Source organism: Acidimicrobiales bacterium, from assembly GCA_035540975.1.
Taxonomy (GTDB): domain Bacteria; phylum Actinomycetota; class Acidimicrobiia; order Acidimicrobiales.
Genome location: DATLFN010000088.1, coordinates 16,928 through 31,024, shown reverse-complemented (window position 1 = coordinate 31,024; position 14,097 = coordinate 16,928). Strand labels below are relative to the sequence as shown.

The following is a 14,097-nucleotide window of genomic DNA, read 5'->3' as shown; positions in this document are numbered from 1 at the left end:
GGCCGAGGCTAGCAGCGGCCCCTCTCGGGACTCATGTCACCGGCAACCCGAGCGAGCGGCTGATGACCAGCCGCTGCACCTCGCTCGTCCCCTCGCCGATCTCGAGCACCTTGGCGTCGCGGTAGAAGCGGCTGACCGGCGTCTCGTCCATGAACCCGTAGCCGCCGAACACCTGCGTCGCCTCCCGGGTGGCGGTGACGGCCGCCTCGGTGGCGTACAGCTTGGCGATGGCCGCCTCCCGCTTGAACGGCCGGCCCGTGTCCCGCAGCCACGCCGCCCGGTAGGTGAGGAGGCGGGCGGCGTCGGCGGCCACCGCCAGGTCGGCGCACTTGAAGGCGATGGCCTGGTTGGCCCCTATGGGCCGGCCGAAGGCGGAGCGGTCCTTGGCGTAGGCCGTGCTGGCCGCCAGGCACGCCTCGATCACCCCGAGGGCGAGGGCGGCCAGCGCCACCCGGCCCTCGTCGAGCACGGCGAGGAACTCGGCCATGCCCCGGCCCCGCTCCCCGAGGAGGTTCCCGGCCGGCACGCGGCAGTCGGTGAAGACCAGGCCGTGGGTGTCGGAGGCGTGCCAACCCATCTTCCGGTACGCCGGCTGGACGTCGAGACCGGGCGTCCCGGCGGGCACGAGGATGGTGGACACCTCGCCCGGGCCCGTGCGGGCCGTCACGTTGACCAGCGCCGTGATCGGCGTCCCCGAGTTGGTGATGAACGCCTTCTCGCCGTTGACGACCCAGTCGCCGCCGTCGAGGTCGGCGCGCGTGCGCACCGCGCCGGCGTCGCTCCCCGCCTCGGGCTCGGTCAGGCCGAAGGCGGCCAGCGAGCGGCCCGCGCACAGGTCGGGGAGCCAGCGCCGCCGCTGCTCCTCGGAGCCGAACCGGAAGATGGGCGTGGCGCCCAGGCCGACGGCCGCCTCCAGGGTGACGGCGAGGGACTGGTCGACGCGCGCCACCTCCTCGACGGCGACGCACAGGGTGGTCAGGTCGGCGCCGGACCCGCCGTACTCCTCGGGGAAGGGCAGGCCGAACAGCCCGAGGTCGCCCATGGCCCGCACCGTGCCCACCGGGAAGACGTGGTCCCGGTCCCAGGCCTCGGCGTGCGGGGCGATCTCGGCGGCGGCGAAGTCGCGCACCACCGTCCGGAACTGCTCCTGCTCGGGCGACAGCTCGAAGTCCACGGCGTCCTCCTGGGGCGCCGATCGTAGGCTCCGCCCGTGCCCGGACCCGCGCCGCTCGCCGTGGTCGGCGGCCGGCTGGCCACGGGGCTGGTGGACGTCACCTCCGACCTGTCGGCCCTGGACGGGCCGGGGTTCTGGGCGGTGGTGCTCCCCTTCGACGGCCCGCCCGTGTGCGCCCGCTTCTCGCGGGTCCGGCCGGCCACGCCCTGGCCGGGCCGGCCCTGGGTGGGGCCGCCCCGCTCGTCGTGGCGGTCCAGCCTCGACCGCACGGCGTTCTGCGCCGGCGTGGCCGCCGTCCGGGCGGCGATCGCCGAGGGCGACGTGTACCAGGTCAACCTCACCCGCCGGCTGTCGGCGCCCGCCCCGGCCGACGCCGACGTCGCCGCCCTGGGCGCGGCGCTGGCCACCGGCAACCCGGCGCCCTACTCGGCGGTGGTGCGCCTCCCGGCCCTCGGCCTGCACGTCGCCTCGGCGTCGCCCGAGCGCTTCCTCCGCCGGGCCGGCCGGGTGGTGGAGTCGTCGCCGATCAAGGGGACGGCGGCCACGGCCGACGGGTTCCTCGCCAAGGACCGGGCCGAGAACGTCATGATCGTCGACCTGGTGCGCAACGACCTCGGCCGCGTCTGCGAATACGGGTCGGTGGAGGTGACCGGGCTGTGCGAGGTGGAGCCGCACCCGGGCCTGTTCCACCTGGTGTCGACGGTGCGGGGGCGGCTGCGGGCCGACGCCGGGTGGCCCGAGCTGGTCGGCGCCACCTTCCCGCCCGGGTCGGTCACCGGCGCCCCCAAGCTGGCGGCCATGGCGACGATCCACAAGCTCGAGCCCGTCCCCCGGGGGCCGTACTGCGGCGCCGTCGGGTGGGTGGACGGCGACGCCGGGCGGGGCGACCTCAACGTCGCCATCCGCACGCTGTGGATCGAGGCGGGCGAGGTCCACCTGGGGACGGGCGGCGGCATCACGTGGGACTCGACGGAGGAGGGCGAGTGGGAGGAGACCGAGCTCAAGGCCCGGCGGCTGCTGGCGGTGGCGTCCTCGTGAAGGTCTGGATGAACGGCTCGCTGGTCGACGCCCGCTCGGCGTGCGTCTCGGTGTCCGACCACGGGCTCACCGTGGGCGACGGCGTGTTCGAGACGCTCAAGACGTACGGGGGCCGCCCGTTCGCCGTCCGCCGTCACCTGGCGCGGCTGGCGGCGTCGGCGGCGGGGATGGGGCTGGTGGCGCCGCCGGCGGGGGTGCTGCGGGAGGCGCTGGACGCGGTCGCCGCCGCCAACGGCCTGGGCGACGCCGCCCTGCGGATCACGCTCACCGGCGGGCCCGGGCCCATGGGGTCGGCCCGCGGCTCGGCTGGGCCGACGGTGCTGGTGGTGCCCGGGGCACTGCCGGCGTGGCCGCCGTCGGTGCAGGTCGCCGTCGTACCGTGGCCCCGCAACGAGCGGGGGGCGCTCGCCGGCCTGAAGACGACGTCGTACGGCGAGAACGTGGTCGCCGTCGAGTGGGCCCGCCGGCGGGGGGCGTCGGAGGCGATCTTCGCCAACCTGGCCGGCAGCCTGTGCGAGGGGACGGGGTCGAACGTGGTGCTCGGGGTGGGCGGCCGGCTGGTGACGCCGCCGCTGTCCGCCGGGTGCCTGGCCGGCGTCACCCGCGCCCTCGTGATCGAGGCGTGCGGGGCGGCCGAGGAGGACGTGCCCGTATCGGCCCTGGCCGAGGCGGACGAGGCCTTCCTCACGTCCACCACGCGCGAGGTGCAGCCCATCTCCGCCGTCGACGGCCGCCCCCTGCCGTCGTGCCCCGGTCCCCTCACGTCGGCCGCGGCCGCCGCCCTCACCGCCATCGTCGGGACCGACCTCGACCCCTGAGCCCCCGGGCCCGTCGTTCTCTGGACCGAAACCGCCGCTATGCGGTGCGTAGCGTCCGGAGAACGCGGCGGATGTCGGTGCCGACGATCGCCGGGCGGCGGACGACGTCGGGCCACGTGAACCGCAGCACCGTCCAGCCCAGGGCGACGAGGGCGTTCTGGCGGGCCAGGTCCGATTGGAAGGCGCGCGGCGACGAGTGGGAGCCCCAGCCGTCGACCTCGACGGCGAGGCGCACGTCGGGGTAGGCGAAGTCGACCCGGGCGACGAGACGGCCGGCGTGGCGGACCTCGTGCTGGAAGGCGGCCGAGGGGAGGCCGGCGTCGCGGATGAGCCGCGCCATCCGGGGCTCGAGCAGGCTCTCCGGCCGCGCCGAACCGAGGGCCCGGTGCTCCAGGACGGCGCGCAACACCCCGGCCCCGGCCCGCCCGCGGCCTGCCAGCTCCGCCAGTGCCCGCTCGACGCCGGCCAGGGTGACCAGGCGCCGCTCCAGGGTGCGGTCGAGGACATCCTCGACCGCACCGGCATCGAGAACCGCGCCGAGGTCGACGAGCATGCGCAGCGGCGACGTCACCGGCACGGCACGCCGGCGGACCACCGGTGCGCCCGCCACGTCCGCCGAACGGTGCACGACGGCACCGCCGAGGCGGGGCCGGCGGTGGGCGGGGACCGTGAGCTCGAGCACGTCGCCGTCGAGCAGGCCCCAGAGCCGAGCCGCCGACCGGTGGGACACCACGGCCCCCGGCCCGGCGGCGAGCACCGCCGCCAGCACGCCCTGCTCCCAGGTCACCGGCGCCCCGGCCAGCCGGTACACCCCGGGCCGCACGACGAGCAGGCGGCCGGCGGCCACCAGCCGCCGCCGCCCGCTCGCCGCCCACCCGGCGCCGTCCACCTGGGCGCCGGTGACCAGCCCGTGCTGGGCTGCTCCCAGCCGGTCGAGCGCCTCCATGGCGTCCATCCGTCCTCCCTTTCGCCGTTCTCTGGACGTCGACAGCCGGTATGCGGCGAGATCCGTCCAGAGAACGCGTCGTCGTCGAGCGGGGGGAGGTGGGCCCTCAGTCTGGCGCGGGGGTGGGACGGAGGTGGACGACGTCGCCGGCCTCGACGGCGCGCCGGCACGTGCCGACGTCGACGAGGAGACGGCCGTCGTCGGAGACGTCGGCGGCGGCCCCGGTGAAGGACCCGTCGGGCAGGTCCACCCGCACCACACGGCCGATCGTCGTGCACGCCCGCCGGTACTCGGAGGCGACGGCCGCCCAGTCCCCGGGCGGGTAGCGCCCGCCCAGGGCCGCCAGGAACGCGTCCAGCAGCCGGTCGACCGCCACCGAGCGGCCGGCGACCTCCTCGGCCGCCACCGCGCCCGGCGGCCAGGGCGCGGCCGACGCCACGTTGAGGCCCACTCCGACCACCACGGCGTCGCCCGCCACCTCGGCCAGGACTCCGGCCAGCTTGCGGTCGCCCACCACCAGGTCGTTCGGCCACTTGAGGCCGGGCCGGAACCCGGCCACCGCCTCGCACGCGTCGGCCGCGGCCAGCGACACCACCGCCACGGCCAGGTGCAGCGGGGCGGCACCCGACGCCGGCCGGAGCAGGACCGACACGAGCAGCGCCGAACCCGGCGCCGCATCCCACGTCCGGCCCCGCCGGCCCCGTCCGGCCGTCTGCGAGCAGGCCGCCACGACCACGCCCTCGGGCGCACCGGAGCGGGCCAGGTCGAGGGCGACCCGGTTGGTCGAGTCGACCTCCGCCGACCGGCGCACGTCCCAGTCGATGCGCTAACCATATGCGCCATGCTGGCCAGGGTCCTCGTCGCCAACCGGGGGGAGATCGCCGTGCGGGTCATCCGCACGTGCCGGGCGCTCGGCGTCGAGACGGTGGCCGTGTACTCCGAGCTCGACCGGGACGCCCTGCACGTGCGGCTGGCGGACGCCGCCTTCGCTTTGGGCGGGGAGGCGGCGGCCGAGAGCTACCTCGACGCCGCCAAGATCCTCGACGCCGCCCGCCGCAGCGGCGCCGGCGCCGTCCACCCCGGCTACGGGTTCTTCTCCGAGAACGCCTCTTTCGCCCGGGCGGTGGCCGACGCCGGGCTCGTCTGGATCGGCCCGCCGCCCGAGGCCATGGAGGCCATGGGCGACAAGGTCAGCTCCCGCATCACCGCCGCCAACGCAGGCGTGAGGCCGGTGCCGGGCACCACCGAGGTGCTCACCGACGCCGCCCAGGTCGTCGCCTTCGGCGACGAGAACGGCTGGCCGGTCGCCGTCAAGGCGTCCTACGGCGGCGGCGGACGGGGGATGCGCGTGGTCCACGGTGCCGCCGACGCGGCCGCCGCCCTGGAGTCGGCGCAGCGGGAGGCCAAGGCGGGCTTCGGCCATCCCGACTGCTACGTGGAGCGCTACCTGCCCCGGCCCCGCCATGTCGAGGTCCAGGTCCTGTTCGACGCCGCCGGCAACGGCGTCTGGCTGGGCGAGCGCGACTGCTCCGTGCAGCGGCGCCACCAGAAGCTCATCGAGGAGACGCCCGCCCCCGGCCTCGACGACGCCATGCGTGCCGCCATGGGCGAGGCGGCCGTCCACGTCGGCGCCGCCTGCGGCTACGTCAACGCCGGCACCGTCGAGTTCCTCGTGCAGGACGGCCGGTTCTTCTTCCTGGAGATGAACACCCGGCTCCAGGTCGAGCACCCGGTCACCGAGGTCGTCACCGGGCTGGACCTGGTCGAGCTCCAGCTGCGGGTGGCGAGCGGCGAGCGCCTCCCCCTCACCCAGGCCGACGTCGTCCGCACGGGCGCCGCCATCGAGTGCCGGGTCAACGCCGAGGACCCCACCGGCGGGCGCTTCCTCCCGTCGCCGGGCACCATCAGCCGGTTCCGACCGGCCGCCGGCATCGGCGTGCGGGTGGACGCCGGCTACCAGGAGGGCGACGTCCTGCCCGGCGCCTACGACAGCCTCATGGCCAAGATCGTGACGTGGGGGCCGGACCGGGAGACGGCCCGGCGCCGGATGGTCCAGGCCCTCCGGGAGACCGAGATCGAGGGCGTCCCCACCACCATCCCCGCCCAGCTGGCCGTGCTGGAGCACGCCGACTTCGTCGCCGGCCGCCACGACACCAACTGGGTCGAGCGCGACCTCGACCTCTCGGCGCTGGCGCCCGTGGCCACCGCCGGGGCGGCCACCGCGGCAGGCGCCGCGCCCACCGCCGACGGCCGGGTGCGCCGCGACGTGGACGTGGAGGTCGACGGCCGGCGCTACCGGGTGAGCGTGTGGGTGCCCGACATCGTCCCCGCCGGCCCGCCGGCGGCGGCGTCCACCCTGGGCGGGCGCCCGGCATCGGCGGCGGGGCGCCCGCGGCCCCGGCCCGCAGCAGCCGCCGCCGCCCGCCCGTCGAGCGGCACCGTCGTGGCGCCCATGCAGGGCACGGTCGTCGCCGTGGTCGCGGCCGTGGGCGACACCGTGCAGGCGGGGCAGACCATCTGCGTGCTGGAGGCGATGAAGATGGAGAACAACGTGACGGCCGAGGCGGGGGGGACGGTGCGCGAGCTCCACGTCGCCGCCGGCGACACCGTCAGCGCCGGCGACGTGCTCGCGGTGGTGGAGTAGGCGGCTTCGCTACTCGGCGGCGTCGGAGAGGGCCTCGGCCAGCGCCGGGTGCACGAGCAGGCTCTCGACGATCTCGCTCACCTTGAGGTGGGCGCTGACGGCCAGGGCGATGACCGAGATGAGCTCGGCCGCCCCCCGCCCCACGATCGACCCCCCGAGCACCACGCCGGTGGCCGGGTCGGAGACGATCTTCACGAACCCGCGGGGGTCGCCGTCGATGAGCGCCCGGGGGTTGGAGGCGAACGGCACCTTGGTGACCCGGATCTTGCGGCCGATGGCGAACGCCTCCGCCTCGGCCAGGCCCACGTCGGCGATCTCGGGCTCGGTGAAGATGGCGCTGGCCGCCTTGTCGTAGTCGAGGTGGCGGTGCTGGCGGGTGTGCAGGCCCATCACGTGCTCGGCGATCTTGCGCCCCTGCATCGACGCCACCGACGCCAGCGGGAGCTTCCCCGACAGGTCCCCGCCCACGTAGACGTGCGCCACGTTGGACTGGCAGTGGTGGTTGCACGGCACGTAGCCGCCGGCGTCCACCTCGACGCCGGCCGCCTCCAGCCCCAGGCCCTCGGAGTTGGGGATCGAGCCGACGGCCAGCAGGGCGTGCGACCCCCGGGCGACGCGGCCGTCGTCGCAGCGGACCACCACCTCGTCGCCCTCGCGGTCGATGCCGACGGCCCGCGCCCCCTTGTAGAGGGAGACGCCCGAGCGCAGGAAGTCGTCCTCCAGGGCGGCGGCCACCTCGGCGTCCTTCTGGGGGAGCACCTGCTGGCGGCTCACGATCAGGGTGACCCCGGCCCCGAACGAGCGGAACATGTGCACGAACTCCACGCCCGTGACACCCGATCCGATCACCACCAGGTGCCGGGGGAGCTCGGGGGGCGGGTAGGCCTGGCGGGTGGTGAGGACGCGCTCGCCGTCGGGCGCTGCCCAGTCCGGGATGCGCGGACGGCTGCCGGTGGCGAGCAGCACGGCGTCGGCCGACAGCTCCACCAGGCCGCCCTCCGTCTCGGCCACCACCTCGTGCGGGCCCTTCATGCGGCCGGTGCCGCGGACGACCCGCACGCCCTGGTCGTCGAGGAGGTCGCACACCGACGCCCGGAGGTGGTCGGAGACGGCGTTGATGCGCTCGCGCAGCGCGGGCAGGTCGACCGTCGCCTGGAGGCGGGCCAGGCCCATGCCCTCGGACCGGTGCACCAGCGACAGCACCCCGCCGGTGGCGATCATGGCCTTGGACGGGATGCAGTCCCAGAGGTTGGCGGCGCCGCCCATCACGTCGCGCTCGACGACGGTGACCTCGGCGCCCATGCGGGCGGCCGACGTGGCGGCCTGGACGCCGGCCGGCCCGGCGCCGAGGATCACGAACCGCACGGTGGCCACGCCGCCGAGGCTAACGGCTGGCGCGGCGCCGCCCGACCGCCGGTTGCCGGCGGGCCCGCTCGCCGGGTAGGACGGGAGCCGTGGCCCCGCCCGACGAGCGCCTCCACCTCCCGGCCGAGGCCCGCCGGCCCCGCGCCGCCCACGTCCACGCCCGCCGCCGCCGATGAGACCCGCCGGGTACTCGGGCACGCCGCTCCCCCGCAAGCTCGGCATGAAGCCGGGGCATGCGGTGGCGTTCCCGGGAGCACCGCCCGGCTTCGCCGAGCGGTTCTCCGACGAGGGCGTCACCGTGCCGTCCCGGCTGCGCCACCCGGTGGACGTCATCGTCGTGTTCGCCACCTCGGCGGCGGGGCTGCGCCGGCGGTTCCTGGCGGCCAGGAGGGCCCTGGCGTGGGACGGAGGGCTGTGGGTGGCGTGGCCCAAGAAGGCGTCGGGCGTCGCCACCGACCTGTCGTTCGAGGTCGTCCAGCCCTTCGGCCTCGACGCCGGGCTGGTCGACAACAAGGTCTGCGCCATCGACGAGGTGTGGTCGGGCCTGCGGTTCGTCCACCGGGTCGGGGACCGCCCGAAGCCCTGAACGCCCGGGCCCGACGGTCAGCCGCCGGGCTCGTACGTTCCCAGCTCCGCCCGCAGCACGTCGCTCACCTCGCCCAGGGTGGCCCGGGCCCGCAACGCCTCCTTCATCGGGTAGAGCAGGTTGTCACCGCCCCGGGCGGCGGCGGCCACGGCGTCGAGCGCACCCCGCACCGCCGCCCCGTCGCGGGCCGCCCGCACGGCGCGCACGCGGTCGACCTGGCGGCGCTCGAGGGCGGGGTCGGCGGGGAGCAGCTCGGCGCCCGCCGCCTCGCCGCCGGCGAACCGGTTGACGCCCACCACGACCTTGTCGCCCGACTCGACCGCGCGGGCGGCCGCGTACGCCGCCTTCTCCACCTCGTCCTGGAGGAAGCCGGCCTCGATGGCGGCCACCGCGCCGCCCAGGGCGTCGATGCGGTCGAGGTAGGCCTGGGCCGCCGCCTCCACCTCGTCGGTGAGCGTCTCCACGAAGTACGACCCGGCCAGGGGGTCGACGGTGTCGGCGACGCCCGACTCGTGGGCGATCACCTGCTGGGTGCGCAGGGCCAGCCGGGCGGCCCGCGTCGTGGGGAGCCCGAACGCCTCGTCGAACCCGTTGGTGTGGAGGCTCTGGGTGCCGCCGAGCACGGCGGCCAGCGCCTGGAGCGTCACCCGCACCACGTTGTTGTCGGGCTGCTGGGCGGTGAGGGTGGACCCGCCCGTCTGGGTGTGGAAGCGCAGCTGGGCCGACCGCTCGTCCCGGGCGCCGAACCGCTCGGTCACGATGCGGGACCACATGCGGCGGGCGGCCCGGAACTTGGCCACCTCCTCGAAGAGGTTGTTGTGGCCGTTGAAGAAGAAGCTCATTCGGGGCGCCACGTCGTCGACGGCGAGGCCGGCGTCCACCGCCGCCCGGAGGTAGGCGATGCCGTCCGCCAGCGTGAAGGCCAGCTCCTGCACGGCCGTCGAGCCCGCCTCCCGGATGTGGTAGCCGGACACCGAGATGGTGTTCCAGGCCGGGAGCTCCCGCCGGCAGTACGCGAACAGGTCGGTGACCAGCCGCATGGACGGCCGGGGCGGGTGGATGTACGTGCCCCGGGCCACGTACTCCTTCAGGATGTCGTTCTGGACCGTCCCCCGGACCCGGTCGGGCGCCACGCCCTGCTCCTCGGCGACCAGCTGGTAGAGCAGCAGCAGGACCGCCGCCGTGGCGTTGATGGTCATCGACGTCGTGACCCGGTCGAGGGGCAGGCCGGCGAGGAGCAGGCGCATGTCGTCCACCGTGTCGATGGCGACGCCGACGCGGCCCACCTCGCCCTCCGCTCGCGGGTGGTCCGAGTCGTAGCCCATCTGGGTGGGCAGGTCGAAGGCGCACGACAGGCCGGTCTGGCCGGCGTCGAGCAGGAAGCGGAACCGCTCGTTGGTCGCCTCGGCGTCACCGAACCCGGCATACTGCCGCATGGTCCACAGGCGCCCCCGGTACATGGACGGGTGCACGCCCCGGGTGTAGGGCGGCGACCCCGGCAGCCCGAGCGCGGCGCCGGGGTCCCAGCCGACCAGATCGCCGGCGGTGTAGAGCGGCCGGACCACGATCCCGGAGTCCGTCCAGCGCGAGTCGCCCGTCACGAGAGGGGAGGCTAGAGGTCGGCTACGGGCGCCGGCGGCCGCCCGACGGCCGCCAGAGGCGGCCCTCGCCGGCTGGCGGCGACGAGGTGTCAGCGCAGGGCCGGCCGGCTCCGCCGGCCGGCCCTGCCCGATCAGCTCGCCGAGGAAGCTCCGCTTCCGACGGCGACAGGGTGCGGCATGCACAGCTCGTCGTACTCGGCGATGGTGATGGGGCCGGCGTTCGGCCCGCACGCCGGGCACTCGGGGTCCCGGTGGACCTTGAACGTCCGGAACGACTGCTCGAGGGCGTCGTAGGCGAGCAGGCGGCCGACGAGGGGGTCGCCCAGGCCGAGGACGATCTTGATGGCCTCCATGGCCTGGATGCTGCCGACGATGCCGGGCAGGACGCCGAGCACGCCCGCCTCGGCGCACGACGGCGCCAGCTCGGCGGGGGGCGGCTCGGGGATCATGCAGCGGTAGCAGGGGCCCTCGTAGGGCGCGAACACCGTGGCCTGGCCCTCGAACCGGAAGATCGACCCGTGGACCACCGGGATCCTCTTGAGCAACGAGGCGTCGTTGACCAGGTAGCGGGTCGGGAAGTTGTCGGTGCCGTCGACGATCACGTCGTAGCCATCGATGATGTCGAGGATGTTGTCGGCGCCCAGGCGCACGTCGTAGGTGGCGACGTTCACGTCGGGGTTGAGGGCGGTCAGCGTCTTCTTGGCCGAGTCCACCTTGCGGTCGCCGATCCGGTCCATGTTGTGGAGGATCTGGCGCTGGAGGTTGGACGCGTCGACCACGTCCATGTCGATGACGCCCAGCGTCCCCACACCGGCGGCGGCCAGGTACAGCCCGGCGGGCGACCCCAGGCCGCCGGCGCCCAGCAACAGGACCTTGGCGTCCAGCAGCTTCTGCTGGCCCCGGTCGCCCACCTCGGGCAGCAGGAGGTGGCGGTGGTAGCGGTTGCGCTGGTCGGCCGACAGGGTGCGGGGCTCGGACCACGGGCGGCCCTCGTCCTTCCACCGGTTGAAGCCGCCGGCCAGGCTGGCGACGTTCGTGTAGCCCAGGTCCTGGAGCGTCTTGGCCGCGAAGGCGGAGCGGACGCCACTGGCGCAGTGGACGATCACCGGCTTGGACTTGTCGGGGATCTTGCCCTCGACCTGCATCTCGAGGTGGCCCCGGACGAGGTGCACGGCGCCCGGGATGGCGCCCTGCGCGTACTCGTCGGGCTCCCGCACGTCCAGCACGACGCTCTCGCGCAGACGGGCCTGGGCCGTCGCCGCGTCGACCTCGGTGATGTGGGCCTTGACCTGGGCGAGCAGCTCACGGCTCGAGGGCATCGTTGCGACCAACCTTCCGACGACGGGTGTTCGGTGTTTCCCCGAGCTAAACCCTACCTGATCGGTCGACATTCCCCAACCGCACGGGCGGGGCCGTCCTAACGTCCGGGCATGGAGCTGGCCGAGGTCGTCCGCCGCCGCCGGATGGTGCGCAGCTACGACGGCCGGCCCGTCGACCGCGCCGTGGTGGACCGGCTCCTGGCCGCCGCCGTGCGCGCCCCGTCGGCCGGGTTCACCCAGGGGTGGGCGTTCGTGGTGCTCGACGAGCCGGAGCAGACGGCGCGCTTCTGGAGCCGCACGCTGCCCCCGGAGCGGCGGGAGGCCTTCCCGTGGCCGGGGCTCCTGCGGGCGCCCGTGCTCGTGCTCCCCCTGGCCTCCCCGAAGGCGTACCTCGACCGCTACGCCGAGCCCGACAAGGGCTCGGTCCCACCCGACGAGCAGCGGTGGCGGGTGCCCTACTGGGACGTCGACTGCGCCTTCGCCACCATGATCCTGCTGCTGGCCGCCGTCGACGAGGGGCTGGGCGCCCTGTTCTTCGCCCTCCCGGACGGCGGGGAGGCGCTGCTGGCCGACCTCGGGGTCCCGCCCGAGCTCCACCCCATCGGCGCCGTGGCGCTCGGCCACCCGGCGGGCGACGACCGGCCGTCCTCGACGCTAGTCCGGGGCCGCCGGCCGCTGCACCAGGTGGTCCACCGGGGCGGCTGGTAGCCCGGGCGGACCGGCCGGTCGACGAACCGGCACGGGCCAGCGTGTCACGGCATTTGGGCCTTGACAGGCGGGGCAGAAGGGCATGGAATATATCGAAACGCACTTCCTCGCTCCCGCTCGCCGCACCCCGCCGCCGTGGAGGCCACCAAATGCCTGCCCCGCTCGTCCCGTCCCTTTCCGCGCCCGACTCGCCGGAGCCCGCCGGCTCCCTCGCCATCCGCCCGTGGCCCGACGACGTCATCGACTCGCTCGGGCACGACCCCCGCTCCGCCTACGTCGAGACGTACTGGCTGGGAATCCTCGGCCCGTCGACCACCTGGCTGCTGCGGCGGCTGGTCGCCGGCCTGGAGGCGAACCCGGCCGGCTTCGACCTGCCCCTCGCCGAGACGGCCCGCTGCCTCGGGCTGGGCGACAAGGGGGGGCGCAACTCGCCGTTCATGCGGGCGCTCACCCGCCTCGTGCAGTTCGACCTGGCGCAGCCGCACGGCGACCCCGTCCTCGCCGTGCGGCGCAAGGTCCCGCCGCTGAACCGCCGCCAGGTGCTCCGGCTGCCGGCCGTGCTCCAGGCCCAGCACCAGGCCCTCCAGGAGGCGGACCTCCGGGTCCCCGCCCTGGAGGCCATGCGCCGCCGCGGCCGCCAGCTCGCCCTGTCGCTGCTGGAGCTGGGCGAGGACCTCGAGGCGGCCGAGCGCCAGCTCCTGCGCTGGCGCTACCACCCGGCGCTGGCCCGGGAGTCGGCGGCGTGGGCCTGGGACCGCCACCGCCGGGCGCTGCGGGCGGCGTCCACCGTCGACCCGGCCGCCGAGGGCTCGTCGCCCGCTCCCGCCGCCTGACGAACGGCGGTCGACCCGGGGCCCGGCGCGTCGCGGCCTGAACGACCGGCGGTCGCCCGCCGGGCCGGGCGCGTCGCCGCCTGCGCGCCCGGTTCTGGTAGCAAGTCCGGGTGCACTACCGGCGACTGGGGGCGAGCGACCTCGAGGTGTCCGAGATCAGCCTCGGGTCGTGGCTGACCTACGGGTCGGCGGTGGACGCCGAGCGTGCCCAAGCCTGCATCCGGGCCGCGTTCGACGTGGGGATCAACCTCTTCGACACCGCCAACGTCTACGGCCGCGGCGCCGCCGAGTCGTTCCTGGGCGAGGCGCTGGCCGGCGTCGACCGGTCCAGCTACGTCCTGGCCACCAAGGCCTACTTCCCGATGTCGGACACCGACCGGGGGCTGTCGGCCGCCCAGATCGCCAAGCAGTGCGACGCTTCGCTGCGCCGCCTGCGCACCGACCACGTCGACCTCTACCAGTGCCACCGCTACGACCCGGACACACCGCTGGAGGAGACGATGGAGGCGCTCACCCACCTCGTCGACCAGGGAAAGGCCCGCTACCTGGGCTTCAGCGAGTGGACGGCGGACCAGGTCCGGGCCGCCCACGCCGTCGACGGCGTCGCCCGGTTCGTGTCCAGCCAGCCGCAGTACTCGATGCTGTGGCGGCGGCCCGAGGCCGAGGTCTTCCCGCTGTGCCGCCGGGAGGGCATCGGCAACATCGTGTGGTCGCCCCTCGCCCAGGGCGTCCTCACCGGCAAGTACCGGCCCGGTTCGCCGCCGCCGGGGGGCAGCCGGGCCGCCGACCCGGCGGTCGGCCACTGGATGAAGCGGTGGCGGGGCGACGACCTGCTGGCCGCCGTCCAGCGCCTGGTCCCGGTGGCCGACAAGGCAGGGCTGACCATGGCCCAGCTCGCCCTGGCGTGGGTCCTCCGCCCGCCGGTGGTGTCGTCCGCCATCGTGGGCGCCAGCCGCCCCGAGCAGGTGCGGGAGAACGCGGCCGCGGCCGGCGTGGCGCTCTCCGCCGAGGTCCTCGCCGCCGTCGACGAGGCGCTCGCGGGGGCGGTCCTCTGATCCCGGCCGG

Annotated in this window: 13 protein-coding genes; 7 read left to right on the top strand and 6 right to left on the bottom strand. The window is 75.4% G+C overall.

Features of this window, described 5'->3' with window-relative positions:
• Window positions 1–31 precede the first annotated feature (31 nt).
• Window positions 32–1,174: an acyl-CoA dehydrogenase family protein gene (locus tag VM242_09915; GenBank protein ID HVM05479.1), complete on the bottom strand. Its 1,143-nt coding sequence runs from the start codon at window positions 1,172–1,174 to the stop codon at window positions 32–34.
• A gap of 36 nt (window positions 1,175–1,210) precedes the next feature.
• On the opposite strand from VM242_09915, the gene VM242_09910 reads away from it, so the two are divergent.
• Together VM242_09910 and VM242_09905 are read left to right on the top strand one after the other, a co-directional pair.
• Entirely contained in the window at window positions 1,211–2,212 is a 1,002-nt protein-coding gene (locus VM242_09910; protein ID HVM05478.1) for an anthranilate synthase component I family protein, read from the top strand.
• Entirely contained in the window at window positions 2,209–3,030 is an 822-nt protein-coding gene (locus VM242_09905) for an aminotransferase class IV (protein HVM05477.1), read from the top strand. The genes VM242_09910 and VM242_09905 overlap by 4 nt, the downstream gene beginning before the upstream one ends.
• A 37-nt stretch (window positions 3,031–3,067) precedes the next feature.
• On the opposite strand, the gene VM242_09900 is transcribed toward VM242_09905, so the two are convergent.
• Entirely contained in the window at window positions 3,068–3,985 is a 918-nt protein-coding gene (locus VM242_09900; GenBank protein HVM05476.1) for a DUF559 domain-containing protein, read from the bottom strand.
• 97 nt (window positions 3,986–4,082) lie between these two features.
• On the bottom strand, window positions 4,083–4,787 hold the full coding sequence (locus tag VM242_09895; GenBank protein ID HVM05475.1) for a biotin--[acetyl-CoA-carboxylase] ligase: 705 nt from the start codon (window positions 4,785–4,787) through the stop codon (window positions 4,083–4,085).
• 30 nt (window positions 4,788–4,817) lie between these two features.
• Between VM242_09895 and VM242_09890 the strand changes: the two genes are divergently transcribed.
• Entirely contained in the window at window positions 4,818–6,620 is a 1,803-nt protein-coding gene (locus tag VM242_09890) for a biotin carboxylase N-terminal domain-containing protein (protein HVM05474.1), read from the top strand.
• Between the two features lie 9 nt (window positions 6,621–6,629).
• On the opposite strand, the gene VM242_09885 is transcribed toward VM242_09890, so the two are convergent.
• Window positions 6,630–7,994 carry an FAD-dependent oxidoreductase gene (locus VM242_09885; GenBank protein HVM05473.1) on the bottom strand — a complete coding sequence of 455 codons (1,365 nt, stop codon included), beginning with the start codon at window positions 7,992–7,994 and terminating at the stop codon, window positions 6,630–6,632.
• Window positions 7,995–8,157: 163 nt separating this feature from the next.
• Between VM242_09885 and VM242_09880 the strand changes: the two genes are divergently transcribed.
• Window positions 8,158–8,571: a DUF3052 domain-containing protein gene (locus VM242_09880; GenBank protein HVM05472.1), complete on the top strand. Its 414-nt coding sequence runs from the start codon at window positions 8,158–8,160 to the stop codon at window positions 8,569–8,571.
• A 17-nt stretch (window positions 8,572–8,588) separates the two neighbouring features.
• On the opposite strand, the gene VM242_09875 is transcribed toward VM242_09880, so the two are convergent.
• Together VM242_09875 and moeB are read right to left on the bottom strand one after the other, a co-directional pair.
• On the bottom strand, window positions 8,589–10,172 hold the full coding sequence (locus tag VM242_09875; protein ID HVM05471.1) for a methylmalonyl-CoA mutase family protein: 1,584 nt from the start codon (window positions 10,170–10,172) through the stop codon (window positions 8,589–8,591).
• 131 nt (window positions 10,173–10,303) lie between these two features.
• On the bottom strand, window positions 10,304–11,491 hold the full coding sequence (moeB, locus tag VM242_09870) for a molybdopterin-synthase adenylyltransferase MoeB (protein HVM05470.1): 1,188 nt from the start codon (window positions 11,489–11,491) through the stop codon (window positions 10,304–10,306).
• A gap of 111 nt (window positions 11,492–11,602) precedes the next feature.
• On the opposite strand from moeB, the gene VM242_09865 reads away from it, so the two are divergent.
• The 3 genes from VM242_09865 to VM242_09855 all read left to right on the top strand — a co-directional run bounded on the left by VM242_09865 (window position 11,603) and on the right by VM242_09855 (window position 14,087).
• Window positions 11,603–12,199 (top strand): nitroreductase family protein, encoded by a 597-nt coding sequence (locus VM242_09865; GenBank protein HVM05469.1) that lies wholly within the window; start codon window positions 11,603–11,605, stop codon window positions 12,197–12,199.
• A 149-nt stretch (window positions 12,200–12,348) separates the two neighbouring features.
• A complete protein-coding gene (locus VM242_09860; GenBank protein ID HVM05468.1) occupies window positions 12,349–13,032 on the top strand; it encodes a hypothetical protein in 684 nt (227 codons plus the stop codon).
• Between the two features lie 110 nt (window positions 13,033–13,142).
• A complete protein-coding gene (locus VM242_09855; GenBank protein HVM05467.1) occupies window positions 13,143–14,087 on the top strand; it encodes an aldo/keto reductase family protein in 945 nt (314 codons plus the stop codon).
• Window positions 14,088–14,097: the final 10 nt, after the last annotated feature.

Excerpts from the sequence above, each read along its gene's own strand:
- VM242_09900 (HVM05476.1), bottom strand. The coding sequence starts at position 3,985 with ATGGACGCCATGGAGGCGCTCGACCGGCTGGGAGCAGCCCAGCACGGG.
- VM242_09890 (HVM05474.1), top strand. The coding sequence starts at position 4,818 with ATGCTGGCCAGGGTCCTCGTCGCCAACCGGGGGGAGATCGCCGTGCGG.
- VM242_09880 (HVM05472.1), top strand. The coding sequence starts at position 8,158 with ATGAGACCCGCCGGGTACTCGGGCACGCCGCTCCCCCGCAAGCTCGGC.
- moeB (HVM05470.1), bottom strand. The coding sequence starts at position 11,491 with ATGCCCTCGAGCCGTGAGCTGCTCGCCCAGGTCAAGGCCCACATCACC.
- VM242_09865 (HVM05469.1), top strand. The coding sequence starts at position 11,603 with ATGGAGCTGGCCGAGGTCGTCCGCCGCCGCCGGATGGTGCGCAGCTAC.
- VM242_09860 (HVM05468.1), top strand. The coding sequence starts at position 12,349 with ATGCCTGCCCCGCTCGTCCCGTCCCTTTCCGCGCCCGACTCGCCGGAG.